The 26657-nt window shown below is 59.9% G+C and carries 22 protein-coding genes and 3 tRNA genes; 10 read left to right on the top strand and 15 right to left on the bottom strand.

Annotated elements, in window-relative coordinates; genetic code table 11:
* The first annotated feature begins 5 nt into the window (after positions 1-5).
* From DCC25_RS08515 to DCC25_RS08490, 6 genes are all read left to right on the top strand, one after another.
* Positions 6-2510 (top strand): helicase-associated domain-containing protein, encoded by a 2505-nt coding sequence (locus DCC25_RS08515; protein WP_110101359.1) that lies wholly within the window; start codon positions 6-8, stop codon positions 2508-2510.
* A gap of 71 nt (positions 2511-2581) precedes the next feature.
* Positions 2582-4252: a DNA repair helicase XPB gene (locus tag DCC25_RS08510; protein WP_110101358.1), complete on the top strand. Its 1671-nt coding sequence runs from the start codon at positions 2582-2584 to the stop codon at positions 4250-4252.
* Between the two features lie 76 nt (positions 4253-4328).
* Positions 4329-5039 (top strand): response regulator transcription factor, encoded by a 711-nt coding sequence (locus tag DCC25_RS08505; protein ID WP_110099453.1) that lies wholly within the window; start codon positions 4329-4331, stop codon positions 5037-5039.
* 24 nt (positions 5040-5063) lie between these two features.
* Positions 5064-6764 carry a HAMP domain-containing sensor histidine kinase gene (locus DCC25_RS08500; RefSeq protein ID WP_110101357.1) on the top strand — a complete coding sequence of 567 codons (1701 nt, stop codon included), beginning with the start codon at positions 5064-5066 and terminating at the stop codon, positions 6762-6764.
* A gap of 167 nt (positions 6765-6931) precedes the next feature.
* A complete protein-coding gene (locus DCC25_RS08495; RefSeq protein WP_110099423.1) occupies positions 6932-7222 on the top strand; it encodes a WXG100 family type VII secretion target in 291 nt (96 codons plus the stop codon).
* A gap of 84 nt (positions 7223-7306) precedes the next feature.
* The gene (locus DCC25_RS08490) at positions 7307-8350 is read left to right on the top strand and encodes a DUF4031 domain-containing protein (protein ID WP_110101356.1); all 1044 of its coding nucleotides are present in this window, start codon (positions 7307-7309) and stop codon (positions 8348-8350) included.
* A 101-nt stretch (positions 8351-8451) separates the two neighbouring features.
* Here the strand turns inward: DCC25_RS08490 and groL are convergent, their stop codons facing one another.
* The 3 genes from groL to DCC25_RS08475 all read right to left on the bottom strand — a co-directional run bounded on the left by groL (position 8452) and on the right by DCC25_RS08475 (position 11260).
* Positions 8452-10086: a chaperonin GroEL gene (gene groL, locus DCC25_RS08485; protein ID WP_110099425.1), complete on the bottom strand. Its 1635-nt coding sequence runs from the start codon at positions 10084-10086 to the stop codon at positions 8452-8454.
* 239 nt (positions 10087-10325) lie between these two features.
* Complete coding sequence (locus DCC25_RS08480; protein ID WP_158524764.1) at positions 10326-10994, bottom strand: LytR C-terminal domain-containing protein; 669 nt, start codon at positions 10992-10994, stop codon at positions 10326-10328.
* Positions 10995-10999: 5 nt separating this feature from the next.
* Positions 11000-11260, bottom strand: coding sequence for a DUF3263 domain-containing protein (locus tag DCC25_RS08475; RefSeq protein ID WP_110099427.1), 261 nt, complete (start codon positions 11258-11260; stop codon positions 11000-11002).
* 141 nt (positions 11261-11401) lie between these two features.
* On the opposite strand from DCC25_RS08475, the gene DCC25_RS08470 reads away from it, so the two are divergent.
* Positions 11402-12076: a uracil-DNA glycosylase gene (locus tag DCC25_RS08470; RefSeq protein ID WP_110101401.1), complete on the top strand. Its 675-nt coding sequence runs from the start codon at positions 11402-11404 to the stop codon at positions 12074-12076.
* A 23-nt stretch (positions 12077-12099) separates the two neighbouring features.
* On the opposite strand, the gene DCC25_RS08465 is transcribed toward DCC25_RS08470, so the two are convergent.
* The 6 genes from DCC25_RS08465 to DCC25_RS08440 all read right to left on the bottom strand — a co-directional run bounded on the left by DCC25_RS08465 (position 12100) and on the right by DCC25_RS08440 (position 16263).
* On the bottom strand, positions 12100-14031 hold the full coding sequence (locus tag DCC25_RS08465; protein WP_110101354.1) for a threonine/serine exporter ThrE family protein: 1932 nt from the start codon (positions 14029-14031) through the stop codon (positions 12100-12102).
* A gap of 288 nt (positions 14032-14319) precedes the next feature.
* Complete coding sequence (locus DCC25_RS08460) at positions 14320-14475, bottom strand: zinc transporter permease (RefSeq protein WP_110101353.1); 156 nt, start codon at positions 14473-14475, stop codon at positions 14320-14322.
* Positions 14472-14816, bottom strand: a complete 345-nt coding sequence (locus tag DCC25_RS08455) for a helix-turn-helix transcriptional regulator (protein ID WP_110099430.1) — start codon at positions 14814-14816, stop codon at positions 14472-14474. The genes DCC25_RS08460 and DCC25_RS08455 overlap by 4 nt, the downstream gene beginning before the upstream one ends.
* A 150-nt stretch (positions 14817-14966) precedes the next feature.
* Positions 14967-15040, bottom strand: a tRNA-Val gene (locus tag DCC25_RS08450).
* Positions 15041-15258: 218 nt separating this feature from the next.
* A tRNA-Thr gene (locus DCC25_RS08445) sits at positions 15259-15332 on the bottom strand.
* A 136-nt stretch (positions 15333-15468) separates the two neighbouring features.
* Entirely contained in the window at positions 15469-16263 is a 795-nt protein-coding gene (locus tag DCC25_RS08440) for a thioredoxin domain-containing protein (RefSeq protein ID WP_158524763.1), read from the bottom strand.
* A gap of 197 nt (positions 16264-16460) precedes the next feature.
* Here DCC25_RS08440 and DCC25_RS08435 point away from each other — a divergent pair, with 197 nt between their 5' ends.
* Positions 16461-17789 carry a DUF4032 domain-containing protein gene (locus tag DCC25_RS08435; RefSeq protein ID WP_110099432.1) on the top strand — a complete coding sequence of 443 codons (1329 nt, stop codon included), beginning with the start codon at positions 16461-16463 and terminating at the stop codon, positions 17787-17789.
* Here DCC25_RS08435 and treZ read toward each other — a convergent pair.
* The 3 genes from treZ to DCC25_RS08420 are packed head-to-tail and all read right to left on the bottom strand — an operon-like array spanning position 17715 to position 23641.
* Positions 17715-19703, bottom strand: coding sequence for a malto-oligosyltrehalose trehalohydrolase (treZ, locus tag DCC25_RS08430; protein WP_233488017.1), 1989 nt, complete (start codon positions 19701-19703; stop codon positions 17715-17717). The two genes, DCC25_RS08435 and treZ, sit on opposite strands and share 75 nt — an antisense overlap.
* A gap of 7 nt (positions 19704-19710) precedes the next feature.
* Complete coding sequence (gene treY / locus DCC25_RS08425; RefSeq protein WP_158524762.1) at positions 19711-22314, bottom strand: malto-oligosyltrehalose synthase; 2604 nt, start codon at positions 22312-22314, stop codon at positions 19711-19713.
* A 10-nt stretch (positions 22315-22324) separates the two neighbouring features.
* Positions 22325-23641 (bottom strand): aldo/keto reductase, encoded by a 1317-nt coding sequence (locus DCC25_RS08420; RefSeq protein WP_110099435.1) that lies wholly within the window; start codon positions 23639-23641, stop codon positions 22325-22327.
* Positions 23642-23724: 83 nt separating this feature from the next.
* On the opposite strand from DCC25_RS08420, the gene DCC25_RS08415 reads away from it, so the two are divergent.
* Together DCC25_RS08415 and DCC25_RS08410 are read left to right on the top strand one after the other, a co-directional pair.
* Complete coding sequence (locus DCC25_RS08415; protein WP_110099436.1) at positions 23725-24639, top strand: fumarylacetoacetate hydrolase family protein; 915 nt, start codon at positions 23725-23727, stop codon at positions 24637-24639.
* On the top strand, positions 24620-25300 hold the full coding sequence (locus DCC25_RS08410; RefSeq protein WP_110101351.1) for an NADPH-dependent F420 reductase: 681 nt from the start codon (positions 24620-24622) through the stop codon (positions 25298-25300). The genes DCC25_RS08415 and DCC25_RS08410 overlap by 20 nt, the downstream gene beginning before the upstream one ends.
* Before the next feature lie 57 nt (positions 25301-25357).
* On the opposite strand, the gene DCC25_RS08405 is transcribed toward DCC25_RS08410, so the two are convergent.
* From DCC25_RS08405 to DCC25_RS08395, 3 genes are all read right to left on the bottom strand, one after another.
* Positions 25358-25434, bottom strand: a tRNA-Pro gene (locus DCC25_RS08405).
* A gap of 106 nt (positions 25435-25540) precedes the next feature.
* Positions 25541-25987, bottom strand: coding sequence for a GNAT family N-acetyltransferase (locus DCC25_RS08400; protein ID WP_199445905.1), 447 nt, complete (start codon positions 25985-25987; stop codon positions 25541-25543).
* A gap of 9 nt (positions 25988-25996) precedes the next feature.
* Positions 25997-26260 carry a GlsB/YeaQ/YmgE family stress response membrane protein gene (locus tag DCC25_RS08395; protein WP_110099439.1) on the bottom strand — a complete coding sequence of 88 codons (264 nt, stop codon included), beginning with the start codon at positions 26258-26260 and terminating at the stop codon, positions 25997-25999.
* Positions 26261-26657: the final 397 nt, after the last annotated feature.

Genomic DNA, 26657 nt, shown 5'->3' with positions numbered 1-26657 from the left:
CGCGGATGCCTTCTGAGCACACCTTCTCACGCAGGCTAACCACTACCCCGGTCCGCCGAATTGAGGGCTGGTTACACCGGTGCGACAAAAACCAGCTTGTCGAGCTCGTCACGTCCCGCCCCGATCTCGCCACGACAGGGAGTCTCCCACCACCTGAGAATTTGGAAGAGCTAGCTCGACGGTGCCTGAGCATTTCGTCGCTAACCCGTTGCCTTGCAGGACTCAACCGTAGCCAACGCGATGTTCTCGAAGCCCTGGCGGTGGCTACCGATCTCTCGGGTGCCTCTGCCTTATCCTCATCTGCTGGCACCGTTGACTCCGCAACTATACGACACTTACTCGCAGTACCCGACTCAGCCAGTCCGGACGTGGACCAGGTCCTCGACGAGTTGTCCTGGGTCTTGTTGATCTTCGCGCAATCCCCTTCGTACGACTCTGCCCAGCAGCACTGGATGTTGCCGGCGGAAGTGCGCCAAGCCATCGGGCCCCACCCAGCGGGCCTTGCTACCGAGGTCTCGGCCCCTGAACTGAACGAGCTACCCGCCACCGCCCGCTCCTTATTAACTCAAGCCCGGACGGTTCGCGCTACGACTTTGTCCGAGCTCGATGAGCAGAGTGGGTCCGACCCAGCGGATGGCTCTGCGGATCAGGCAGAATTGGTCAGTGAGCTCTACCGGCTCCGGATCCACCCGGTTCGATCACAACGCACCGCGACAGCCTTGATCCATCGCCTACGAAACCTCGGCCTGGTCCGCACTCCTGCCGGAACACAGCAGGTCATCTTTCCAGCACGCTACGGTTTGGCGCTGACCGGTGGCACCCTGATCAATCGAGAGTTTCGTGCTACCCCGGTGACACCCCCGCTGCAACAGATCTCCCCCGACGAGCTGGCCACCGCCACCGTGACCGAGGTCAGCACGCTACTGGAGCATCTTCAGCTCGTTTTGGACGCTGATATGGTGCGTGAAGGGTTACCCGAGGTTAAAGCCGGGGGGCTCTCCGTGCGGGGCTTCCGAGCTCTCCAGACCGAGATCGCTGCCCAAGCCCGCCTCAGCGAGTCCCGCCTACACTTTCTCCTGCACCTGGCAGCAACAGCATGCCTGCTCACCCGAGACCGCGACCACTCACGGTGGACACTCACCCCGTTGGGACACGGTTTCAGGGGACTGCCCCCCGAACGACGGTGGGTGTGGCTGATTCGATGCTGGCTACAGTCCACGGGTCCAGCGCTGACCCGTCGCACAGACCGGGCGTTGTCTTCGGATGCTACTCAGGAGGATCAAGGCCGGTGGCGCCGGATCTTTTTCCGCGCCGCTGCTGAGTTGTCCAGCCCGCAGACGACGCGATCACCCCGACGCATTCTGCCGGTCCTGGCCACCCGAATGAGCTGGCTAGCCGGCGAGGATCCTTTCACTCCCCTATCCCGGCCCATCGCCGAGGTCATCGACGACGCGGTGGCTCTGGGCCTGCTCTGTGCCGGAGCGCTCACCCAACCCGGGCAACTGATCGCCCACGACCGGTTTCTACAAGCCCTGGCTACGTTGCGAGACCTCTTGCCCGAGACCGCCGATACCGTTCGGATACTCCCCGACCACACGCTGATCACCACCGCCCCACCCAGCCCTGAACTGGCGGTGATCTTGGCCCGCTGGGCGAAAGTCGAATCCTCCGGCTACGCCACGGTGTACCGCATCAAGGAACAGACCGTACGTGCCGGACTCGACACCGGGGCCAGCCACCATGAGCTCTTGCAGTTCCTCGAGCAGGTTTCCGAGGACCCTATCCCGGAAACGCTGACTCGGTTGATCGTCGAGACCACCACCGACTATCAGCGGATCCGCCTTGGATCCGCCGGGTCCTGGATCCGGTGTCGTTATCCCGAGGAACTAGATGTCTTACTGAATAGCCCGCGCGCCGACAGGCTGGCTGCCCAGCGCCTGTCCGACACCGTGGCGGTCAGCTCCCTGACCGCCCACCAACTCCACCGCGCACTCACCGAGCTAGGTCTGACGGTGCCACCACCGCAGGCATCATCCGGCTCCAGCACCGCCGAGGGACAGACCACGCACACGGTGCTGGATGACTACGCCGAACTGGCGCGGTACGTCGACGCCGAATTGGCCGAGGCCGGGCTGTGCCGCACCGCCGATGATCGTCGGCACCAGCATCAGCTCGCCGAGTACCTCACCCAGGCAGACACCGCAGACCACACCGACTCTGCTCTGACCTCCGCCACGACACCCTTGTCGCGCGATACCGAGCAGGCCGTGTCCGTGTCGGTGATTCGTCTCGCCGCCGAACGTGGGATCCCGATGCTTGTTACCTACACCGACCAGTCTGGTCACTTACAACAACACTTCCTCCGCAGTCCCCGTCTCCGACACGGCGCGGTCGTGGAGACGGCAGAACCTCAGGGCCAGTCGGATCCAACGCCACCAATCCCGTTGTTCCGTATTCTTTCGGCCGAACCACCCGAGGCTAACGACGTGGACCCAGACGATCCGATGTGACCGAAAAGGACCCAGACACCGAGGAATCAGTACCCCATCCAGCACTATGATCAGCAAGCACGGAGTGTGAGATGAATTCACCAGCGCCTGAACCCACCGGGGCGATCATCGTCCAATCCGATCGCAGTATTCTGCTCGAGCTCCAACATCCTGCCGCCGACGACGCCCGGCGGGCCCTGGCCCAATTTGCCGAGCTCGAGCGCGCGCCCGAGCATGTCCATACCTATCGCATGACCGCGCTGGGCTTGTGGAATGCGCGGGCGGCGGGAGTGGACGCTGAGCAAGTCATCGATACGCTGTTCACCCATTCGCGCTATCCCCTACCGCAGAACCTGCTGATCGATATTGCCGAGCTGATGTCGCGGTATGGACGACTCGCTCTGACCGTTGACCCCCAACACGGGCTCGTGTTGCGTAGCGATGATGCCGCGGTCCTGGAAGAAGTGCTCCGTGCTCAGACCACCCGGGACCTGGTGGGTGCACAGTTAGATGGCTACACGGTGGTAGTTCATTCCACCGCCCGCGGTGAGCTCAAACAGGCCCTGGTCCAGCTGGGCTGGCCGGCCGATGACCAGGCCGGTTACGTCGAGGGCACCGCATTCCCGATCCAGCTCACCGAGAACGAAACCTGGCAGTTGCGCGACTACCAGCGGATGGCGGTGGACAACTTCTTCGCGACCGGTTCCGGGGTGGTGGTGATACCTCCGGGCTCGGGAAAAACCTTGGTGGGGGCGGCCGCATTGGCTGCCTCCAGTACCATTGCCCTGGTGTTGGTGACCAATACTGTCTCGGCTCGACAGTGGAAAGCCGAACTGCTGGCCCGCACCACCCTGACCGAGACTGATGTGGGTGAGTATTCCGGATCGAAGAAACAGATCCGCCCGGTCACCATCGCCACCTACCAGGTGCTGACCACTCGCCGTGGTGGCATCTATCCGCACCTTGAGCTGGTCAACGATCACGACTGGGGGCTGATCATCTACGACGAGGTTCACCTCTTGCCAGCCCCGATCTTCCGGATGACCGCGGATCTGCAGGCTCGGCGCCGGTTGGGACTGACCGCCACTCTCGTGCGTGAAGACAATCGCGCCGATGAGGTTTTTTCGCTGATCGGCCCGAAACGCTATGACGCACCGTGGAAAGACCTTGAGGCACAAGGCTGGATCGCCCCGGCCAGTTGCACCGAAATTCGGGTTACTCTCTCAGCCGAGGACCGGATGGGGTACGCCATCAGTGACCGTGGCGATCAATATCGTTGGGCTGCCACCGCCGAGTCCAAGATGCCGGTCATTACTGAGCTGGTTGACTTCCACCGATACGAGCAACTACTGGTCATTGGTCAGTACGTGGATCACCTCGAAGCCATCGGGGATGCCATCGACGCTGAGGTCATCACCGGGTCGACCTCGGTGGCTCAACGGGAGAAGCTTTTTAATGCTTTCCGCGCCGGGCAAGTGCAACGGCTCGTGGTGTCTAAAATTGCAAACTTTTCCCTGGACCTGCCCGAAGCAACAGTCGCCATCCAGGTCTCGGGGGCCTTTGGCTCTCGCCAAGAAGAAGCACAGCGTTTAGGTCGACTCATGCGCCCCAAATCCGATGGACGCAATGCGTACTTCTATACGGTCGTCAGCCGCGACACCGTCGACCAACAATATGCCGCCTCCCGGCAGCGCTTCTTGAGTGAGCAAGGCTATAGCTATCGGATCCTGGATGCCGGCGATCTGCCAGACCACCTACCCTGACCGCGCCGGGGAAGTTACTCAGCAACATCTCAGACATCTTCCAGCTAAGTATTCCAGAATTAACAGCATGACCAATATGAATGCTCAGCCTGCCGAGGCGAAGTTGCTCGTCGTTGACGATGAGCAGAATATTCGTGAGTTGCTGTCAACGTCCCTGCGTTTTGCAGGGTTCGAGGTTGTCGCAGCCGCCAACGGCCGTGAAGCACTGGAGGCTGCCGAACAAGAACAACCTGACCTGGCTGTACTCGACGTCATGTTGCCCGATATGGATGGCTTTACCGTCACCCGGAAGTTGCGCTCTCACGGTATGCACTTCCCGGTCGTCTTTCTCACCGCCCGCGATGATACCGGCGACAAAATCACCGGCCTTACGGTGGGTGGCGATGACTATGTGACCAAGCCGTTCTCGCTCGACGAGGTGGTCGCTCGTATTCGTGCCGTATTGCGTCGCACCGCACCGGCCGAAGATGACGAGGCTATCCTGCGGGTCGACGATCTGGAACTCGATGATGACGCCCACGAAGTGCGACGCGCTGGACGCTCCATCGATCTGTCACCGACAGAGTTCAAGCTGTTGCGCTACTTGATGATAAACCCCAACCGCGTGCTGTCCAAGGCACAGATTCTGGACCATGTCTGGGAGTACGACTTCAACGGTGATGCCTCAATTGTCGAGTCTTATATTTCTTATCTGCGCCGCAAGATCGACACCGACGACGAAGAAAAAATGATCCACACCAAACGCGGTGTGGGCTACATTCTGCGTACCTCGGCCGGCAAACGCTAATTCTGGGCTGTCACTCACTCAGCTATGTCCGCTACCTCGTCCGCTTCGATTCCGCAACCTCCGCAGTATCCGCCCCCGCGACCGCATCACGGTCCGCGCACGCGCAATCCAGTGAAGTACGCCTCACGCTCTTGGCGTAGCTTTTCCTTGCGCACCCAGCTGACCGTGATTACCTCGTTGCTGATGCTGGCTACGGTGATGGTGACCGCGGTCCTGACCGCCTCGCTGTACCGCCACGAGCTGATTCGCAGTATGGATGAAGATCTCTTCGCGAACCGCTCCAATGTCTCGGTGTACTTGACCTCGCTGGGTCAAGCCGACCAATATCTGGGCGACTTTCAGCAATCTATTGTGCGGTTCTATGGGGAATCGTGGACCAACGATGGCCAAGTCGTAGCCTCCATCCGCTCAGAAGGCTCCGATACTCCAGCCATCGAGCCCATGACCGCCGAGGAAGCCATCGCCCAAGGCAACACGCCATTTACGGTACCCGGGCGCAATGAGGAAGGTAAGTCCTGGCGTGTCCAGGTCTATCGATTGGATTCCGGGTCCGGGTCGGTCGCGGTGGCATTGCCCATGGCGCCGATTGAGGAGTCGGTGGAACGTGTCACCACCTTGGTGGTCAGCATCGGACTGCTCGCGACCGTGGTGGCGACCGTCATTGCCTACGTGGTCGTCACCCGGTCTTTCCGGCCGTTGAATAGAGTGCAACGTACCGCGTCCAAGATTGCTGCTGGCGATTTAACCCAACGCGTGCCTCCGGGCCCGCCGGATACCGAGGTTGGCCGATTGGCCCGGTCCTTGAACGCGATGCTGGCCCACATTGAGAACGCTTTCCATGCCAAAGAGTCTTCCGAATCACGAATGCGCCGTTTCGTCCAGGACGCCTCGCACGAGTTGCGCACCCCGCTGGTGACGATCCGAGGATTCTCTGAGTTGTACCGTCACGGGGCGATCACGAATGACGATGACGTGAAAACGGCCATGAGCCGTATTGAATCCGAAGCCACCCGTATGACCCAGCTGGTGGAGGATCTTCTGACCCTAGCTCGATTGGACGAGTTGCGTGACAGTGACCAGCAACCGGTCGATCTGCTGGTTCTGGCCAGTGACGCCGTGCTGGACACCCGAGCCTCAGCTCCGGATCGCACTATCCAACTGGTGGGACTCGAAACCGATCAACCCGAGTCCGCAATGACCACTGGAGACGAAAATAAGCTCCGGCAGGTCATCTCAAACCTGATTACCAACGCGCTACGTTACACGCCCGACGGCACTCCTTTGGAGATTGCTGTGGGGTCCGTGGATGTTCTCTCAGGTCTGCCAGGAAGTTCCGGTGCGAGCAACGCTGAAGAGCGCAACTCCGTCATCGAAATCCGTGACCACGGCCCAGGCATTTCCGAAGAAGATGCCTCCCGGATCTTCGAACGCTTCTATCGGGCTGACTCCTCACGACATCGCCAAACCGGGGGCACCGGACTGGGCCTGGCTATCGTTGCCGGGATTGTCTCCCAACACGACGGGTCCGTTCGCCTGCAAGAGACACCAGGCGGTGGCGCGACGATGTCGGTTCGCTTGCCATGGCGTCCCAGTGACGAGGCAGTCGAGGATGATAGTGACGACGATGACGCTACCGACGACGAGCCCACGGATCAGGACGAGATGGACGAGACGAACGCAGGTGCAGATCAGCATCACCGGTCTGAGGACCCCCGCGGGGCCTGACAGTTCGGGCTCATCCACACCTTCTTAGGTCACAACGCCACGTGAGATCTGTTATCCACAAAATCGTGCGGTGCCACGGTGTCCTCGGGAGAACTTCTTAGGCTGAAATCACCGGCCCACTCCGGCGCCGGAGATTCCCGATCCTTATGAAATGACCAGGAGACGACATGGCTATTGTTCAGATCGACACCGACGACCTATTGGCCAAATCCCGCCAGGTAGAAACCTCAGTGGGACGGTTGCAAACCGAAGTCAACACCATGGAAAGCCACCTGCGCCAGCTCGAGGGCACCTGGAAAGGGCAGGCCTCAGAAAACTTCCAGACGCTACTGAGCGAATGGCGCGCGGTACAAGCCCGAGTGGAAGAATCCTTGTCCTCCATTCGTGAAGCGATGTCACAGGCAGCCACCCAGTACCTGAATACCGAAACCTCAAATGCTTCAATGTTCCGTGGTTAACACCCGGTTCTTCATGTTCTGATCTTAGTCCAGTACCAGAGAGTAGCGGTCATGGATCCAGCTGACAATGGGTAAGCTGGGACCATGACCGTTCTCATTGACCCGGCGCGGTGGCCGGCTTACGGCACCGTGTTTTCTCATCTGGTCTCAGATGAGTCTCTCGAGGAACTACACGAGTTTGCGCGGGTGAATAACCTCGATCCGAGGGCTTTTGACGGTGATCATTACGACGTTCCGGTCGAGCTCTACGACAATCTGGTCGCAGCCGGTGCCGAAGAAGTCTCCGGTCATGAGCTGGTGCGTCGTTTGGTGAAATCTGGGCTACGCATCACTGCCGCTGAGCGGAGTTCCAAACTCGAAAAAATCCTCCACCGTCGCTTCGACCGACTGTTCCCAGAAACATCCGAACTGGATCGAGACCCGGTGTTCACCGATCTGTATCAACGGTGGTCGCAGCCGCACCGGCACTACCATGACCCCTCACACCTACTGTCGGTTTTAAAAGGGATAGATCTTCTCGAGCGGGCCGGAGAACCTCTGGGCGAGTTTCCTCGCGCGGCAAAATTAGCGGCCTGGTTCCACGACGCGGTCTATCGGGCCGACCCCCATCTTCCGCCCGGACAAGATGAAGAGGATTCAGCCCGACTGGCCGAACGTGTCTTGCCGACCCTCGGCGTCCCCGGCCCCGAGATCCTTGAAGTCTCCCGTCTGGTCCGCCTGACTTTCACCCACGACCCGCATAACGACGACGCAGCTGGTCGCATCCTTTGCGATGCCGACCTGGAAGTTTTAGGTCGCAGCCCCGGCCCGTATCAGCGCTACCAACAAGCGGTTCGTCGGGATTTCGCCAAGGTTTCGGATGACGACTTCACCACCGGGCGGGAGAAAGTGCTACGCGGAATTCTGGCGAGAAACCCGATTTTCAATACCCCGACCGCGATCAAGCGATGGGAGCGTCAGGCCCGCAAGAATTTGATTGCCGAGATCTATCCACGACCGAAAGGCATCGAGAAGGATCCCGCCTCAGAGACGAAAACAGCCCGCCAGCTCGACGACGTCAAGCGTATTGAGCGTGCCCGCAAGCAGGCGATCAAGAAGATAGAACAAGCCAAAAAGTCCGCTCGTTAGAGCGGACTTCGACTCAGATCACAGCGGGGCGCGAACCATCCGGTTCGCGCCCCGCTGTGATCTCAAGAGGTCCATCACCCCCGGGGGGGAGGGTGGGGTGGTTACATCATGCCGCCCATACCGCCCATGCCGTCCATGCCGGCATCGCCACCGGCAGGTGCCGGCTCCGGCTGGTCGGCGATAACAGCCTCGGTGGTCAGGAACAGACCAGCAATCGAAGCAGCGTTCTGCAGAGCCGAGCGGGTAACCTTCACCGGGTCGTTCACGCCAGCTTCCAGCAGGTTCTCGTATTCACCGGTGGCAGCGTTCAGGCCCTCACCAGCAGGCAGGGACTTGACTTTAGCCACCACGACGCCGGGCTCATGGCCAGCGTTTTCGGCGATGTGCTTCACTGGCGCCTCCACAGCGATCTGAACGATCCGAGCACCGGTGGCTTCATCGCCCTCCAGCTTCAGCTCGGCGAACGCTTCAGCAGCAGCCTGAATGAGTGCCACGCCACCACCGGCAACGATGCCCTCATCAACAGCAGCCTTAGCGTTGCGCACAGCGTCTTCAATACGGTGCTTGCGTTCCTTGAGCTCAACTTCGGTAGCAGCACCGGCCTTGATCACGGCCACACCGCCGGCCAGCTTAGCCAAACGTTCCTGAAGCTTTTCGCGGTCGTAGTCCGAGTCAGAGTTCTCAATCTCAGCCCGGATCTGCGCCACACGACCGGAGATCGCATCGGCCTCGCCAGCACCTTCAACAATGGTGGTCTCGTCCTTGGTGATGGTCACCTTCCGAGCGGTACCCAGCATGTCAACGGTGGCGTTCTCCAGGGTCAGGCCGACTTCTTCAGAGATGACCTGCCCGCCAGTGAGGACAGCGATGTCGTTGAGCATCGCCTTACGACGGTCACCGAAGCCCGGAGCCTTGACCGCCACAGATTTGAAGGTGCCACGAATCTTGTTGACCACCAGGGTAGCCAGGGCTTCGCCTTCAACGTCTTCAGCGATAATCAGCAACGGCTTGCCGGACTGCATGACCTTTTCCAGCAGACCGACCATGTCGCGAGCGTTGGAAATCTTGGAGTTGACGATCAGAATGTAGGGATCTTCCAGAACCGCTTCCTGACGGTCAGTATCAGTGACGAAGTAACCGGAAAGGAAGCCCTTATCGAAGCGCATGCCTTCGGTCAATTCCAGGTCCAGGCCAAAGGTGTTGGACTCTTCAACGGTCACCACACCTTCCTTGCCGACCTTATCTAGGGCTTCCGCAATCAGTTCGCCGATCTGTGGGTCAGCAGCAGAAATAGAGGCGGTCGCTGCGATCTGCTCCTTGGTCTCGACCTCGTGGGAGCGAGCAACCAGCTTCTCAGTCACAGCCTGTACGGCCTTGTCGATACCGCGACGAATCGCGATGGGATCAGCCCCGGCAGCGACGTTGCGCAGTCCCTCTTTCACCAGGGACTGAGCCAGCACGGTCGCAGTGGTAGTACCGTCACCGGCAACATCGTCAGTCTTCTTCGCGACCTCTTTGACCAGTTCGGCCCCGATCTTCTCATAGGGGTCATCGAGATCAATTTCTTTAGCGATAGACACACCGTCGTTGGTAATGGTCGGAGCGCCCCAGGATTTCTCCAGGACGACGTTACGACCACGCGGGCCGAGCGTCACTTTGACGGCGTCAGCCAGCGTGTTCAAACCCTTTTCGAGGCCACGGCGTGCTTCTTCATCGAATGCAATGGTCTTAGCCATGAAATGCACAAGTCCTTTCTGGACGAATCTCTCGGTGAAGTCCCACACTCAAGTGCCCGCGACGGACGGTGAGGAGCAACCACCGGGTGGCGGTTTACTCCCGACCTCACTGGAGTGAAGGGCGTCTACTTCTTAGGGCAACTTTGGCAGTCACAACCTAAGAGTGCTAACTCCATTATTAGCACTCCCCCCGGGCGAGTGCAAGTAGAGTTCCGGGGCTGTTCATCGCAAGACGAGCCCTACTGAACGACCACTACGGTCAGACCGCTGACCGTGTCATTCTGCTGGGCTTGGCCACCCACCTGAGAGGCAACTTCTTCGGCGGTGGCTTGCAGTGCTGGATCATCAAAGTAGACGATGTTGGAGGTCACCGGGCCCCCATTCCAATCTCCGACGGTCACAACATTGAACCCAGCTTGGGTCAACTCAGCTTCGGTTTGGGCAGCGAGACCGTTAATGGTGGTCGAGTTATATACCGAGACGGGAGCTTGATAGTCAACCTCCGCGGATTCCTGAGTCTCTTCCGTGGCAGAGGGCTCAGCACCGGTTGCGTCCTCGTCGACAGCCGTCTCAGCGTCGTCCGGGACGGCGGAATCAGCGGGATCCGGCGAGCCAACATCGTTGCTAGCATCCGAGGCGTCTGTGGGTGATTCCAAGACAGCGTCCGGATCCTCCTCGGGCGAGGGGCCTGCCACCACAGGAGCATCAGCGAAAATTTGCGACCGTAGTTGAGGGAGCAAAATGAAACTGAAAGCACCAATGGCCAACGCCAACCCTGCGGCCAGAATGATCCAGATCAGGTGGGCGCTGGATTCGGGGCCACGGAAATCTGCCCGGTGGGCCCCGTGCTCGGTGGTGTATTCCGGAACGTGAGAGAACCGGTCTGGCTCATACTCTGTCTTGGACATCTTGTTCATCTAGTGGTGCTCTGTGGGTGGCGGTCGGCGCGGTCGGCGGTGCGACGACGTTGGCGAATGCGGTTGATCAACATCGGGTCGGCGGCGATGGCGCGTTCGTCGTCAACGAGCCGTGTCAGCAACTGGTAGTAGCCGGTGGGCGTCATGCCCAAGTCATCTTGAATGGCCCGGTCCTTCGCTCCGGAGTACCGGAAAGAACGGCGCTCCAAGTCCAGCACCTTTTTTTCACGGTCGTTCAGCGGTTCCAACTTCGTCATCGTGGCCCAGTCTAGTAGAGCAGGCTGGTTCTCACCGGTTAGGCTCGCACTATGGTTGCACCTTCGGCAGACTCCTCCAGACCCTCCAGCGCCTCCGGCTCGGCCCGTGACTCAGCCGCTACCGCCTCACAGTTACCGCCGATGCGTCATCCATTGGATCCTGGCTGGGCCCAGGCGTTGGCACCGTGTGCGACACAGTTTCAGCTCATTGCTGACCGGCTGGGTGACCTGAACGCACGGAATGTGGAAGTCTTGCCGGAACCCGACAACATTCTCCGGGTGTTTCGCCAGCCTTTTGATCGCGTACGGGTCTTAGTGCTGGGACAGGACCCCTATCCCACTCCAGGGCATCCGATGGGGATGAGTTTTTCTCTTCATCGTAACGTCCGGCCCCTGGCACGGTCGCTGACCAATATTTTTCAGGAATTACACGATGACCTGGGCATCACCCCGTCGCAGCATGGCGATCTCACTCATTGGGCCGATCAAGGCGTGCTGATGCTCAACCGTGTGCTGACCGTCACCGCTGGATCGCCGGGGTCACACCGCGGACTGGGGTGGGAGGAGATCACTCAGCAGGCAATTGAAGCATTGGTCGCTCGAGGAACGCCGCTGGTAGCTCTGCTGTGGGGCGCTGATGCCCGCAAAACCAAGCCCCTGATTCTCGGCGGCACCAACACTGCGGTCATTGAGTCACCGCACCCCTCACCCCTCTCGGCCCGACGGGGCTTTTTTGGGTCCAGACCGTTCTCCCGCACCAATGAGTTCTTGGTCGCCCACGGGCTCCAACCGATTGACTGGGAACTTCCGCAGTAGGTGAACCCCTGTCGTCTTTGCGACTAACGACGACCAATCCGGCGACGCTCGTTATCGGAGAGTCGACCGGTCAGCGGCCGAGCCAGAGTATCACCGAGCACCGACCCGAAGGCCATAGCCAGAATGATCACCATCGCGTTAAACATTCCAATCAAGCCCGAGGGGACGGTTTCAGCTGAGATGGTGATCCGGTACATCGAGCGGAAGATCATCAGCCCGGGTAGCAAGAACATGATCGCCGGCACGGCAACCACCAGCTGGGGTGCGCCCAATCGGAGCGCGACAATACGTGCTAGGAAACCGACAGCCACTGCTGCGAACGCGGGCGTGACCGTGGGCCCCAGGCCGAGATTTTCTCCGGCCACATACGCCAAGTAACCGATGCCGGAGACCAAGCCGGTGGGCAACAGCAGTCGCACCGAAGACTGATCACTCATGGCCGCAAACAGAGCGGCCATCAGGATGAATAAGGCCAGCAGCCATACCGGGTATTCATAGTCCGGAACCCGGGTCAGGTCGATTTGTGGCACTCCGATCAGGTCCGAGATCGCCACAGCGACCACAATGCCCGCCACCAGACCGATATAACTGAGCAGGGATGAAACCATACGTCCGGCAGCCGTCATCGGGAAGCCGTTAATACCGTCCTGCACAGCCGAGACGATGCGAAGCGCAGGTAGGAGCATCATCAGCGACCCGGCGATGACCGCCGAGGGGTCTTGGAAAACATCGAAGGCGTACAAAGCCAGCGCCACCCCGGTAGCCACCGCGCCACCGGTCATGGTGGCAAAGACTTCAGGCATGCGGATCCGTCCCATCAGATCCACGGCCGTCATGGTCATGATCATCGAGAAAAACGTCATCAAGCCGGCCATTGGACTACCGCCGATGAACATCACGAACGACGTGCCGAATAGTCCAGTGGCCAGCAGTGCAACCCAGCCCGGGAAGGTCTTGGACTGGTGACGGATCTCGGCCAGTTTTGCTTCGGCCTCGTCTCGGGTGGCGTCGCCGTTGGCAATCCGGGTGACCAGCTGGTGGAGGAAGGACAGCCCCGCGTAGTTCGAGGACCAGGAACGCACCACGCGCTGATAGGTGAAGGGGGTTTCCCCGGCGGGAACGTAGTTCAGAGAGATCGCTTGGTTGGTGATGTCGATTTCCGCGTCGGGGACGCCGAATGCTTGGGTGACCACAATAATGGAGGTTTCGACCTCCAGCGCACCAGCTCCGAAACGGAACATGGTCTCACCCAAACGCAACGCAAATTGCAACGTATTGCCAACATCAGCATTTTCAGCGACTTGACGATAGTCGCGTCCAGCGTTGGCAACTCGTCGGGCTTGATAGGGCGACTGGAAAAGACGGTTATTGAGCTGGAGCGCTTGGGTAGGGATCGAGTCAACGAAGGAGTGACGATCCTCTGCGGCGTTACTGGGAGCAGTATCAGTGGCGCTTTTCCGAAACACGCCCCCGCGGGTGCGCCCGCCGAGATTGGGTTTCCAGGTCGGTAGCCCGGGAAAACGACGACGGGAAGGCTCGGCTTCCGTCTCGGTCTCCGAGGCATAGCCAGCTGGAACTATCGGCTGAGGGTCGGTCGCGGGACGCCGCCATTCATCAAACTCATGACGTTGGTCCTCACTAGTCTTCTCGGGCGAGGAGCCACCGCGCTCGGACTGGTCCTCCGAGTCTCGGGGAGTAACCGAGGGAAGGTCCGTGGTGGTAGACGACAGCACCGAGGTAGGCACCGGGTCATGATCAGCCACCGGTTCCGGTTCTTCGTACACCGGTGCGGTCTGTGGCGCTGACGCATCCGGGTTGGGTGCCACCACAGCCGGGCGAATGACGGGAATGACGTCCGAATCTGTGCTGGGCTGTTCTGTCGGGGCCTCAGAATGATCCGTTGAGGTGGTTTCTGTGACGTCTTCGTCGCGTTCGGTACGCACATTTTTAGACATACTGCCTCCTCAAAAAGTTCATTCTGATGCCGAGATTCTCAGCCTTAACCCACCCTAAATTTTAGGCCGTGTTGAGCTGGTCCGTGACAGTTGTCGTGAGAGTGACTCATCACGTTCTACTCTCCAGTAAGGCGCTTTATGCGACGTGAATTGGCGAAGCACACGAACAGTGATGCACGTTGCTGTTCCGTCGTGAGCTGCGCGTTAGCCCGGGATTAAAAAAACTCAGTGGGGCTACCCAATTCGGGCATCCCCACTGAGCTAACATCCAGAGCCAAAACTCAGCGCTTAGTGCTCATCGTAGTGATCCTCGTGTAGCGCGTGACGGTGGCCATCGTGAATATAGTCCACGTGATCACCGTGCTGAACTGCTTCGTGGCCGCAGTCCTCGCCGTGCTCGTGCTCTTCAATGGTGTGCTCAGCGTGTACATCTTGCTCGGTCATGACGACTCCTTTTCATCGGTGCCTGTGGGTTCTATTGGCGCGTCAACGCTTGTCTCAGGTTCTTGAACGTGGGCCAGCGCATCATCGATCACGTGACTGACGTGAAGGTCAGCCAAGTGATAGATCACTTCTTTGCCCGATCGGACCGCGGTCACCAAACTGGCCTGCCGAAGGGTCCGCAGATGCTGGGAGACCAGCGGTTGCGACAGTCCTGTCGCTTCCGCAAGCGCCCCAACAGTGCGAGGCTCATGTCCAATCTCGTGCAACAGTTCCAATCGGGGAACGCTACCGAGAACTTTGAACAATTTCGCCGCCTCGGCAACGCCTGATTCGCTGTCCATATTTCTATTCCACCAGACATATAAAGATATTGCAATATGTACACATGACAATAATCGGAGTGCAACACAGATCACTCTCCGCGTTGTCTATCATCTACATCTTAGACATGAAAAAATCCCCGCTTGCTCGGAGCAAACAGGGACTCGCCGTGGATCCTACTGGATTCGAACCAGCGACCTCTCGCGTGTGAAGCGAACGCTCTAACCAGCTGAGCTAAGGATCCGTACAGAGGTCATACTTTAGCAGGAAGATGAGTCAACGCGAAATCGGACGTCGCGGTGACCACACTGCATCGTTAGCCCCGACCATGCCTGAGGACTGTCTGGGAATCGATCCCAGGATGCCAGCCACAGGCGGAAGGTGACCGGCGTGCAGGTTATTCCTCGAATTCAACGCCGAGGGCCCAGTACCCACTAGTGGATACAGGGCCCTCGGCGTCAGAGCCCCCTGCCGGATTCGAACCGGCGACCCTCTGTTTACAAGACAGATGCTCTGGCCAACTGAGCTAAGGAGGCAAAGCCCTCAGGCAACTTCTCTAGCATACCGGATCGGCAGACTTGTCGGCGATTTCATCTTGCAGACGCGAGCGGCCCGAACGGTGGCAGATGCCAACCGGTTCGGGCCGCCCAGCTGCATTCATGCCTCGAGTGCCTAGTCCTCGATGGCGTTATTCACATCGTCCTGGAAGGAATCCTGAGTGGTAAACGTGCCGTTGACCCAAATGGATGGAGTTCCCGCAATACCACCTTCACGAGCCTTCGCCGCGGTGTAGTCCACGAACGGACGGTAGGTGTTATTCGACATACAGTCTGAAACGTCAGCACCGTTATCGCTGGCCAGCTGTTTCAGCTCATCGTTGGACAGGCCTTGGCCCTGATGGGTGCTATAGGTTTCGAATAATGCGGTGAGCACATCATTGAACTTTTCGGGATGCTCTGCAGCGGTGCACAGCGCGGTGTTGGCAGCCCGAGACGAGAAGTTATTCGTTCCGGGGTTATCCAGGTAGTTAACCAAGCGGTACTCGACCGTGATCTCTTCGGCGTCTAGCTTCTCATTAATGAACTCGGAATTGGCCATTTCGAAGTCAGCACAGTGCACGCAGTCCGGGTCGGCATAGATAATGACCTGGGCGGGCTCATCCTGGTCACGTTCTTCCCCGCCGGGCACCTCTTCGGGGGGTTCATCGGTGATATTGGATTCGCCGACCTCGTTGGCGCTGACTTCGCCGAGAGACTCGCCCTCAGCGAATTCTGTCGTGGACACCAAGGTAATACCACCGTGTTCATTGGCGATGGTCGGGGCTTCACCAGATTCAGGAATGGAACGGTTTTGGTTCCATATAAGCAACCCGGCGATCACCGCAATGACTAGAACCACCACACCAACAATGCTCCAGGTGGTGATCTGGGCGTTGCGTTTTTCTTTTTTCAGTTGTTTTTCGTGCATCTGGCGCGCTCTGGTTCGCGCATCCCCTGCGGACTTGGAGTTTTTGGCCATATCTTTGATCCTCGACAACGTGGTGGTCACGGGCTCCTGGGATAGCATAACCGGTGATCGTGCCAAGGATCTGAATATCTTAAAGTTTGTGTCTCAGCTACACAGGACTCGACAGCAACCGGAGTTCGGGGCACACTCATGTACTAATGAATTCCGCTCCACATCCCATCAATGACCAGGTCCGCATTTCCTCGACACACTCCTCTCCCACGCTCAGCGCCGAGCTCTTGGACCTACCCCTGCACCAGAACCTCGAGGATTGGCCCGAGCAGGTGATCACCGCACTGCCCCGTGGTATTTCGCGACACGTCGTGCGATTCGTCCGGTTGCCCTCGGCAGTGGTAGCGCTGAAAGAAACCACACCGGCACAGGCCCAAGCTGAGTACGGATTATTACGCCAGCTCGGCCGGCGCGATATCCCCTGTGTGGTGCCCCTGGCGGTGATTACCGGCCGCCGGGATCCCGCAGACGAACCACTCCCCGCTATGTTGGTCACCCAACATCTACCTTTTTCTCTGCCGTATCGGGCCGTGTTGAGTCAGCAACTCTCCCGCGACACCCTCACCAGGGTGATCGACGCGCTAGCAGTACTGATCGTCCAACTACACCTCGAAGGATTTTATTGGGGCGATATTTCACTGTCGAACGTGCTGTTTCGTCGCGATGCCGGCGGGTTCGCCGCCTATCTGGTCGACGCCGAGACCGGGGAGCTACGCACGAACGTCTCGGCCGGGCAACGCGCCCACGATATGGAGATTGCTCGGACCAATATTGCCGGCGAGCTCATGGATCTGATCGCCGGTGGCTTGTTGGCCGAAACCGTTGACCCGGTGGCCACCGCGGAGCAGGTCTCTGCCAGTTACCGCAACCTGTGGCATGAATTGACCACCGACTTTGCGGTGCCCACCGATCAGCGTATGCACCTACAAGACCGCATCCGTCGGCTCAACGAGCTAGGTTTTGATGTTGAAGAATACGATGTCACGCCCGCCCGCGGTGGTCGTGAACTGGTGCTGAACCCCAAAGTCGTCGATCCCGGCCACCATCGCCGTCGGCTACTGCAATTGACCGGGCTGAGCGTGGAAGAAAATCAAGCTCGCCGACTGTTGCAGGCCATTGACGACTACCGAAGAGAACAACACTGGCAGACCGATGAACACTTGTCTGCTCAGCTGTGGCTACAGCAAGTCTTCGACCCGATCATTCAGCACCTACCGGCAGAACTGGCTGGCAAGATGGAGCCGGCGGAAATCATGCACGAGATTTTGGAGCACCGCTGGTATCTCTCCGAACGGGCCGGACAGCAGGTCAGCCTTGAAGAGACCGTGACGTCTTATCTCCAGGAGATTCTGACACCGCGTGCTCCCGATGATCCCCTCACCGCAGATACGGTCTCCCGCTCACAGGCTTCTCGTCCCAACACCGAGTACCATCACCGCCCCGGGACGTATCAGGGCCCGTCTGGGAACGACTAGCGCCTCCAGGTCGTTGGTGACCACCTCGTGCACCGGATCAAATCCGGTCAGTAGGTGCACATCCTGTGGGCGTTGCTCACGACGTAAGATCCGAGCCTCGACGGGGTCGGGCCCCCAGGCGAGGAGCAGATGCAATCGTGGCACTGCGGGGCTTGGTGCGGTAGGAACAGTCCGGATCAGGTGGATCAGTCCGGTCTCCGGGTCCACCGTGGTGTGCACCGAGTCAAACGAGTCGAGCGCCTCGGGCGATTCGGACTCACCGGTCCGCAGCAGGGCAGGGAGCTGTCGTCGAAGCTGAATCAGCCGGCGGTAGAAGGCCAGAGCTTGCCGGTGCCCCACGCGGTTTGGCTCGTCCCAGTCCAAGACCGCCAGGTCTCGGGTGGCGGTTGCCGTGGGCTCGTGCACGGTGTCGGGGTCCCAACCGGTGGCGGCAAACTCGAGACGTCGCCCGGTTGAGACCCCGGTGATCAGCTCGGGTTCGGCGAAGTCGACAAAAAAGGGGAACGGGGTGCGGGTGGCAAATTCTTCGCCCATGAACAGCATTGGGGTCCCCGGGGCGAGTAGCATCAGGGCCGCTTGCCCCATGGCCCGGGATAACTCGATGCTGGCGGTCGGACGATCGCCAGCGGCCCGGTTGCCGACCTGATCGTGGTTTTGGATGGAAACGATTAGCTGGCTGGGCCGGTGCCGGTGATGGTTCAGGGCTCGGCCGTGGTGGCGACCGCGGAAACTGGAATAGGTCCCGTCGTGGAAAAACCCTTGATCAATGGCTTTGGGTAGCGCGTTCGGGTCGGCGAAATCAGCGTAGTAGCCCTGGGTCTCCCCGGTGGCGGCCACGTGGACGGCGTGGTGGAAGTCATCGGACCACTGCCCATGCGGTCCCAGGCCGTTGGTCTCGAGCCCATCGATCATGCGCGGGTCGTTCAGGTCGGATTCGGCGATCAGCACCCGGTTCACCCCGGTCTGGGCGCCAATCTCATCGGTCAGCGCGCGCAACTGTTGTAGGATGTGGACTGCTTGGGTGTCGGACAGCGCATGCACCGCGTCCAACCGGAACCCGTCGACCTCGTAGTCCAGCAAGAGCATGCGGGCCTGATCGAGAATATAGGTCCGGACCTCGTCGGAATCGGGACCGTCCAGATTGGGGCCGGCGCCCCACCGGGTCTCGTCGGCGCGTTGATAGGGGCCGAATTGATTGAGGTAATGTCCTTCGGGGCCCCAGTGGTTATAAACCACATCCTGAATGATTCCGAGCCCACGGGCGTGAGCCGCCTGGACCAGCCGGGCGTATTCGGCCGGTCCGCCGTAACTGGCCTGAATAGCGAACCAGTTCACGCCGTCATAGCTCCACCCGAAACGACCGGGGAATCCTGCCACCGGCATGAGTTCCACGTGGGTAACCCCTAGCTCGACGAGATAGTCCAGCCGTTCTATGATCCCGGCAAAATCCCCGGTGGGGCTGAACGTGCCGGGATGTAGCTCGTAAATCACCATCTCGGCGAGTTCATTGGACCGTGCTGGGTGGCTGGGTGCCGTCTGCGACGATGCGCACGGTAACGGTGGTACCGGCCGGGAGGGGCCGTGCACGCCGTCGGGTTGATACCGCGAGCGCGGGTCCGGGAAGGGCCCGGACCCGTCCAGCACGTAGCCGTACCCTGCCCCGTTGGGGATCTCGCCCCGGTGTTTCTCATTCAACCACCACCAGCCCCCGGCCTGATCATCGGTGGTCAACCGGTAGCGGGCAGTCACCGGCCAGGTGTCTGCGGTGGCCAGCCCGTCAGTGCGTTGAGCGAGCTCACCGGCAGGTTCGGTGACGATTACCAGCTCGATTTCTTCAGCTTCGGGGGCCCAGACCGCATACCGGCGACGGCTGGCCGGGGGAGAGTGGAAGTGAAAGGCCGAGTCGTTGTTCATCACGGGACTAGCCTGCCTGTTCTGTGTCACCGGCTGTGTCCGGATCGTCTTGGTGCACCAGGTCCTGTGGGGCAAGCAGGGCCACCGGAAGAATGTGGAGTACATCAGCCACCTCGATGCGGCGGTTAGCATCCGAGCGGTAGCTGGTACCGGTCAGCAGGTCTAGGTAGACGCATTCTGCCTTCGGCACCACAATGCTGGTCGTGGTGTCCCATCCGCCCTGGCGTTCCAGGCCCAGCGGCCACCGGGTTGCCACCGCAATGGCTTGGCCACGGATGCAGCCGATCACGTGGTCGTCCCCAGCCTGGTCACTATGTACCTCAAGCGGGATGTATTCGGTGAACCAGTCAGGACAATCCGAACGCAGGTGCAAGACCTGGGTGGTGATCCACAACTTCGTCAGATCGGCGAACTCGCCCCAGGCCGCTCGATCGATGCCGGCACCGGGCGCTGGGTCGGGCGGCGGGGTCAGACCGGGCGAACCCAGCGCCTCGACCCGTCGGTCCAACTCATCGAGCAGATCGGCGCGGTAGGCGAAATCCACCGCGCACCGATTATCCGGGTCTACCATAGTCGGGAACACGATTTCGGTGCCCTGATAAATATCGGGCACACCCACCGAGACCAGGTGCAAGAGCTTCAGGCTGAGCTGATTCGACACCGCGGCCGGCACCAGCTCGCTGGTGAACTGCTCCCACAGCGCCCCGACGGGGTGGGCATCATCGAGTAACAATTCCAGGGCCTCGCCCAGCTGGTGTTCATACTCCTGATCTTGCTCGGTCCAGGAGGTGATCGCCCCAGACTCCCGGGCTGCTTTGACCGCGTAGTCGTCCCACCGCTGATATTCCAGCCCAGCGTTGGACAGTGGCTGAGCGCCGAATCCAGTTTCTACCACGATTTTCCATAGCGCCAGATCGTCCCCCACCCGTGGGAGCTGGTCGGTGATCATCCGCGTCAGTTGCGCGAAGGTCTCGGCCCACTGCTGGGCACACTCGCTGAGCACGTGGATGCGAGCGCGCACGTCTTCCGAGCGTTTGGTGTCGTGGGTCGAGATGGTCGTCATCGTTTCTGGCCACCGGGTCAGCCGGTTGCGTTGCTGGTCGTGAAATTCTTGGACACTGATGCCGATTTGGGCTGGGTCTGCGCCGACTTCATTGGCTGAGCTGAGCAGACTGAACCGATAGAAGGCGGTGTCTTCGACTCCCTTGGCCATCGCCATCGAGGTGGTTTGCTGGAATCGGATGGCGCCGGGATGTTGCGGGTCGGCCAGGACCGGCATCAGCTGTCCAACGACCTCGGCGACGCTGGGATCGCGCTCGACCGCCACCGCGGCGGCCTGATGCAGGTACTCCTCGCCGAGTGGCACATAGCTACGGTACACCGGGAAGGCACACATCAGCGTGGTCAATCCGACCAATAACTGCTGGTCATCGGACTCGCGTCCCAGGTCCGGGGCCACCAGCCGGGCCACCGCGTGCAGGTCCGGAGTCAGCATCTGTGTCACCGCCCGGTGTTTGAGCTGGTAGACCAGGTCCCGGTACCGCTCGACCGGATCGTGCTGCCGGGGTGTTTCCGCTGCCTCGCTGGCGGTCATACCCGCTAAAACCTGGGTTCCGCGCGGGTCGATGAGTACCCGGTCGAGTGCCTGCAACGTGTCATAGCCACAGGTGCCCTGCACGGGGAAGCTCTCAGGTAGTGCTTCTCCGGGTTCCAGAATCTTTTCGGCCACCACCCAGGCGTTGTCGCCAATGTGGTCCCGGAGCTGACGCAGAAACTGCCCCGGATCGGCCAGTCCGTCGATGTGGTCCAGGCGTAGCCCGTCTGCCACCCCGTCGGCGAACCAGCGACGGATTTCTGTCGTGGCTTCTTGGAAGACTATCGGATCTTCTATCCGCAGCGCGGCCAACTCGTTGATCGCAAAAAACCGTCGATAGTTGACCTCGTACTCGCCATCTCGCCACGGCTCGAGCCGGTAATGCTGCTGGTCGTGGATACCCCGCACCCAAGCGGCATAAGCAACTGGGTCGTCCTGCGGGGGTTGGCCCGACAGGTCGGTGTCTTCGGCCAATGGGTACTCATTGTCGTCGTAGCACAACCGCAGATCTGTTATGCCTTGGTCTGCCCCGGCCCCGGCCTCCGCAGTGCTTTCGCGCACGCACAGCCGGTCGCGTTCGGCGCCCGGGTCTTGTGCGGTGCCCTCCCCGAGCACCGGAATAACCAGCCGGTCGTCGCCGGCCGCCCAGTCAATGTCGAAAAATCGCGCGTAGCGCGAGGTCGGGCCATGGGCGAGCACATCCCACCACCACGGGTTTTCGGCTGGCACCCCCACCCCGACGTGGTTGGGCACTACATCGATGATCAGCTGTCCCCCGTCGGCATGCACCTGCTCGGCCAGCGCCTGCAGGGACTGGGCACCACCGCGGGAAGCATCCACGCAGGTGGGGTCCACCACGTCGTAGCCGTGGTCTGACCCTGAGTTGGCCTGCAATATCGGAGACAGGTATAGTCCGGTCACTCCTAACCGACGCAAATATCCCCACAGCTGGCCAGCATCGGCCAAGGTGAAATGGTCGCTCAGCTGCACGCGGTAGGTAGCGGTAGGTGCTGTCATCGAGGTGTCCTCACTGTTGATTCTCGTCCGTCTCGCCACTGATATGGGGTTCACCGGTGTGCTCATCGAAGATGATCCGAACTCCAGATTCTTCACGACCGTCCTCATAGACCAGCGTGGCGTCCAGGGCATAACCGATCCAGCGATTGGGTTCGACTTCCACGACCTCGGGATATTTGGTCGTGACGTTGTTGGTGATGACCCGGTTGGTATTCGCGTTGGTCACCAGCCCCCAGATCAGTAGCCCGGCGCCGATCACCACCAACCCGAGTCCCGCCCAGGTTTCAAAGCGGGCATCGATCCGGCCCTCGGGACCTTCCACCCGGGCGTCGGCGCCTTCAAAGGCCATGGTCTTACCGGTGTCGATAGCCCGGTAACGGCGTTTCCGCCAGGCGGCATGAGCCGATACGGCGAGCCCCGCAATCGCCAGGATGACTCCCAGCCCGATCAGAAGGTTCCCGCTCTGTAAATCAAGTGTTTCGTACATATGTCCATTCTCGCCTATGGCAACCTCGCCGTTCACAGCTATTGATGAGTTCATCGCTGAGGCCACACTCCCGGCGGCCATCAGCCATCCGGTTGCCACCGCTCCTATTCGTGCGGAGAGCTCCTCGGCGATACGGGCCCCACCGGCCCGCTGAAAGACCGCGCCACCCGACAAGGGCGAGTAGGCCTGAATCTCAATGCCCAGCGTGTCGCGGTGTTCGATCACTCCCATCCAGCCGGGGTACCGGTTGGGGTCCACCACTGCCCCCAGCACGTCGGGGACGGTCAGACTGGCTTGCACCTGGTGAGCGCTAATCGTTAACGTCCCCTGGGAAGCCTCGGCCAACACCTGGTTGAAGGCCTCCAACCGGGGCGCGGAAAAATTGGAAACGCCCACCTGCCGGGTGATCTTCTGTCGGTGTGCACCGACCAGGGCCAGAGCAGTATCCCGCAACGAAGTCCGTGGATCGGGACGGTGAATCAGCACCCGGTCAATGGTGTCCACACCGAGGTGTTGCAGGCAACGTTCCAGCCCGGCGCGGATGTGGTCGCCGGAGTTGTTATAGCAGGTTGGGGTTTCGTCGGTGCCGGCAACGACGCCAATTTTTGTTTGCACCTGTAACTGCTCGCGCCATTCGGGTTGTTCGACCAACAACCAACCCAGCGCTGTCTCTGCACGACCCCGACGATAAATATCCGCGGTGTCCACCCAGAGCTGATGGTCGAACACCGCAGAGCCCGGTTGCTGGTGTGCTTGCACCCAGCGGGAAAGGATCTCACGCGCTCTCACCGGGTCGTCCCATTCCATGGTGCCCAGCATGATTGAGGCCTGCTTACTCATACCCACCACCCTAGGCTCTGACCTGGCAGAAGACGAGAGGAAGCCTATTGTGGTGGTCACAGAATCTGTGGTGGTATGAGGATATGAAGTTTGCGACCTTCCGTGTCCCCGATGAGCCCACCGATAAGCTCGGTGCGAGTTTCGTCGCTTTGATTACCGAAACCGAAACTGACGCACAGGGAACCGAGCACGCCACTCTGGGAGTCCAGATCCCCGAGTTCACAGATGTGGGGCAGCTAGTCACTCAGCCGCCCGAGGTCCGCCAGCAGCTGGCGGAACGCGCCTTAGAGACCACGACAAAGGATCCACGCCAGTTGCTCGATGTCAGTCAGGCTACTTATGACACGCTGATCCCCTACCCCGCAAAGGTGTTCTGCATTGGGCTGAACTACCGCAACCACATCAAGGAAACAGGACTGGAACTTCCGGATTATCCCACGGTGTTTACGAAATTTTCCCAGACACTGACCTCAGCAGAAGCATCCATTGCGATCCCCGCAGTGGACCACCGGCTTGACTACGAAGGGGAACTGTGCGTGGTGATCGGGACACCGGGTCGGAACATCCCCGAAGACCAGGCCCTAGATCACGTGGCCGGCTACACCATTTCCAATGATTTCTCATTGCGTGGCTATCAGGGACGCACCTCGGAGTGGACACAGGGCAAGATTTTTGAAGCTACCACCCCGATCGGCCCCTGGCTGGTCACCCCCGATGAGTTTGACCCCAACGCCCGGATTACCACGCTGGTCAACGGTGAGGTGCGCCAAGACGATTCCGTGGGCGATCTGGTCTTCACCCCGGCACAGTTGATCAGCTACCTCTCCGAGATTATTACGCTGTCACCCGGTGATTTGATCCTGACCGGGACTCCGGGTGGCGTCGCACTGGCGATGAAGAACGACAAAGGTCGCCGACCGTGGCTGGTGCCCGGTGATGAGGTGGAAACTCGCATTCAGGGACTCGGTGTCCAGCATAATGACATTGTCTCGTCCTGACTCGGTCACTCGCTTCGGGATCCTTGGGGCAGGTCGAGCCGGAACCGCGCTGGCCCGGGTCGCCCACCAGGCCGGTTTTGAGGTCGATATTGCTGCTTCCCGGCCACCGCGAGCTCTGAAGTACCATCTAGCACAGTACGCTCCCCATGCTCATGCCGTTGAGGCTGATGAGATTGCAGCCGAAGTTGACCTCGTGGTGTTGATGGTGCCCCAAGAAGATCTGGACGACGTCGATCCTGAGACCCTATCTGGAGTGGTGCTGGTTGATGCCACCAATCGGTGGGAGGAGGAGCCATTGCCGGCCTGGCTGCAGGCACTGCGATCTGAGGGGCTCTCCTCCTCCGAGGCTGTTGCCGCGCACTTCTCCAGCACGCTGGCTGTGGTTAAGGCATTAAATCATATTTCGCATTGGGACCTGGATGCCGCCGATCGGTTCACTGCCACTCCACGACGTGCCTCAGCACTTGCCACCGATGTCCCGCAGGTAGCCACGCTGGTTGCCGGTATGCTCGACCAACTCGGGTTCGCCCCGGTCACGTTACCAAACCTCGCGTCTGGCTGGGTCCTCGAGCCGGGCGAAAAACTCTTCAACCGGCCGATGGACGCTGAGGTGATGATCGATGAGCTCCGCTATCTGTTGCCAGGGTCCCGCCAGGACTAAAATAGCGTATCGGAGAAATAACTAAGCCCTCCGTGCCATGCACGAAGGGCTCAAAGGTGGTCGGGGTGACAGGATTTGAACCTGCGACCTCGTCGTCCCGAACGACGCGCGCTACCAAACTGCGCCACACCCCGGTGGGTTGAGTCCGTGGCCTTTCAGCCACGAGTACCTATCATAAACCCACAACCGGAAATATCCAAAAGACGTCTCGTAGCTCACACATGGACACGTTGTGTTGATTCAGCCACGTCGCATCATCACGTGCGGAATCTCTGCTTCAATGAAAACTTCGCCCTCTCTGCGGAAACCCAACGACGTGTACCAGTTTTCTAAATGCGCCTGCGCGTGCAACTCAATCTGATCTTCCGGATAAGCAGCCACGGCTGCTTGCACCAGAGCTCCAGCCAGTCCTTGACCGCGATAATCACGATGGGTAGCAACCCGACCAATGGCAATACGTTGTGGCCCTTCACGGAGCACACGTAGCGTGCTGATCGGGACGTCACCGTCCTGCAACCACCACATCTCCGCGCCGGGCTCGAGATCTCGACCGTCTAATTCTTCGACGCTGATCACGCCTTGCTCCATGACAAAAACCTGGAATCGCAAACGCGCTATACCGTAGCAGAGTAAGGGGTCCAGGTCTTTCCACTGCCCGCAGTGGGGCAGCCTCTTTCTGCTGGTCACGTAGCTAGTTTAGCGTTGTACTTTGTTCCGGCCCGACACGGCTCCATAGATCGCCAGAACGATCACCGCGCCTCCAACGGCCAGCACCCACGAGGACAGCGACCAGAATTCGTTCACCCCGACACCAAAGATGAGGTTACCGAGCCAGCCACCGACCATGGCCCCAAGTGCACCCACAATCAGAGTGGCGAACCAGCCATGTTGTCGTCCCAGAATCATCCTGGCGATGATGCCGGCCAAGAGTCCAAGTACGAGAAAAGCAAAGAAATTCATGGTGGTTCCTTCCTTCAGTCAACCTACCCAAGACAGTGTCCGTGGTACGCACGGATACTCAGCCAGAAAAGCGTCAACACCCCGAGCTCTACCTCGTGAACGGTCACACAACAATCAAGACCTACCCAGCGAAACAAATAATAGCAAATCAGATTGAAAACCGCGTGCCCGAGCACAAGTCCCGTCCCAAGTACCACCGGAAACATTTCGACGAAGCGAATGCGCAGCAGATCTGTCGCAACCGATCGACAGTCCGCGGAAGAGCTGGGTGGTGTTTGGTGGGTTAAATGGTGGTCGGGGACGAACAGAGCCTGGGGGGTGGTGGCGTCGTTGTCACCAGGGTGGTCTGTTCGTCCCCGACCGTGTAATGATTGTCCGGCGGTGTCCTACTCTCCCA

It is taken from the genome of Auritidibacter sp. NML120636 (genome assembly GCF_003185945.1).
GTDB lineage: Bacteria > Actinomycetota > Actinomycetes > Actinomycetales > Micrococcaceae > Auritidibacter > Auritidibacter ignavus.
This window is presented reverse-complemented; position numbering and strand designations above follow the sequence as displayed.

What these genes read in the sequence shown, in the direction of transcription:
- DCC25_RS08500 (WP_110101357.1), top strand. Translation starts at nt 5,064, where the DNA reads ATGTCCGCTACCTCGTCCGCTTCGATTCCGCAACCTCCGCAGTATCCG.
- DCC25_RS08455 (WP_110099430.1), bottom strand. Translation starts at nt 14,816, where the DNA reads ATGGACAGCGAATCAGGCGTTGCCGAGGCGGCGAAATTGTTCAAAGTT.
- DCC25_RS08495 (WP_110099423.1), top strand. Translation starts at nt 6,932, where the DNA reads ATGGCTATTGTTCAGATCGACACCGACGACCTATTGGCCAAATCCCGC.
- groL (WP_110099425.1), bottom strand. Translation starts at nt 10,086, where the DNA reads ATGGCTAAGACCATTGCATTCGATGAAGAAGCACGCCGTGGCCTCGAA.
- DCC25_RS08475 (WP_110099427.1), bottom strand. Translation starts at nt 11,260, where the DNA reads ATGACGAAGTTGGAACCGCTGAACGACCGTGAAAAAAAGGTGCTGGAC.
- DCC25_RS08460 (WP_110101353.1), bottom strand. Translation starts at nt 14,475, where the DNA reads ATGACCGAGCAAGATGTACACGCTGAGCACACCATTGAAGAGCACGAG.
- DCC25_RS08415 (WP_110099436.1), top strand. Translation starts at nt 23,725, where the DNA reads ATGAAGTTTGCGACCTTCCGTGTCCCCGATGAGCCCACCGATAAGCTC.
- DCC25_RS08410 (WP_110101351.1), top strand. Translation starts at nt 24,620, where the DNA reads ATGACATTGTCTCGTCCTGACTCGGTCACTCGCTTCGGGATCCTTGGG.
- DCC25_RS08470 (WP_110101401.1), top strand. Translation starts at nt 11,402, where the DNA reads ATGCGTCATCCATTGGATCCTGGCTGGGCCCAGGCGTTGGCACCGTGT.
- DCC25_RS08480 (WP_158524764.1), bottom strand. Translation starts at nt 10,994, where the DNA reads ATGTCCAAGACAGAGTATGAGCCAGACCGGTTCTCTCACGTTCCGGAA.
- DCC25_RS08395 (WP_110099439.1), bottom strand. Translation starts at nt 26,260, where the DNA reads ATGAATTTCTTTGCTTTTCTCGTACTTGGACTCTTGGCCGGCATCATC.
- DCC25_RS08465 (WP_110101354.1), bottom strand. Translation starts at nt 14,031, where the DNA reads ATGTCTAAAAATGTGCGTACCGAACGCGACGAAGACGTCACAGAAACC.
- DCC25_RS08435 (WP_110099432.1), top strand. Translation starts at nt 16,461, where the DNA reads ATGAATTCCGCTCCACATCCCATCAATGACCAGGTCCGCATTTCCTCG.
- DCC25_RS08515 (WP_110101359.1), top strand. Translation starts at nt 6, where the DNA reads ATGCCTTCTGAGCACACCTTCTCACGCAGGCTAACCACTACCCCGGTC.
- DCC25_RS08420 (WP_110099435.1), bottom strand. Translation starts at nt 23,641, where the DNA reads ATGAGTAAGCAGGCCTCAATCATGCTGGGCACCATGGAATGGGACGAC.
- DCC25_RS08510 (WP_110101358.1), top strand. Translation starts at nt 2,582, where the DNA reads ATGAATTCACCAGCGCCTGAACCCACCGGGGCGATCATCGTCCAATCC.
- DCC25_RS08505 (WP_110099453.1), top strand. Translation starts at nt 4,329, where the DNA reads ATGAATGCTCAGCCTGCCGAGGCGAAGTTGCTCGTCGTTGACGATGAG.
- DCC25_RS08440 (WP_158524763.1), bottom strand. Translation starts at nt 16,263, where the DNA reads ATGCACGAAAAACAACTGAAAAAAGAAAAACGCAACGCCCAGATCACC.
- treZ (WP_233488017.1), bottom strand. Translation starts at nt 19,703, where the DNA reads ATGAACAACGACTCGGCCTTTCACTTCCACTCTCCCCCGGCCAGCCGT.
- DCC25_RS08490 (WP_110101356.1), top strand. Translation starts at nt 7,307, where the DNA reads ATGACCGTTCTCATTGACCCGGCGCGGTGGCCGGCTTACGGCACCGTG.
- treY (WP_158524762.1), bottom strand. Translation starts at nt 22,314, where the DNA reads ATGACAGCACCTACCGCTACCTACCGCGTGCAGCTGAGCGACCATTTC.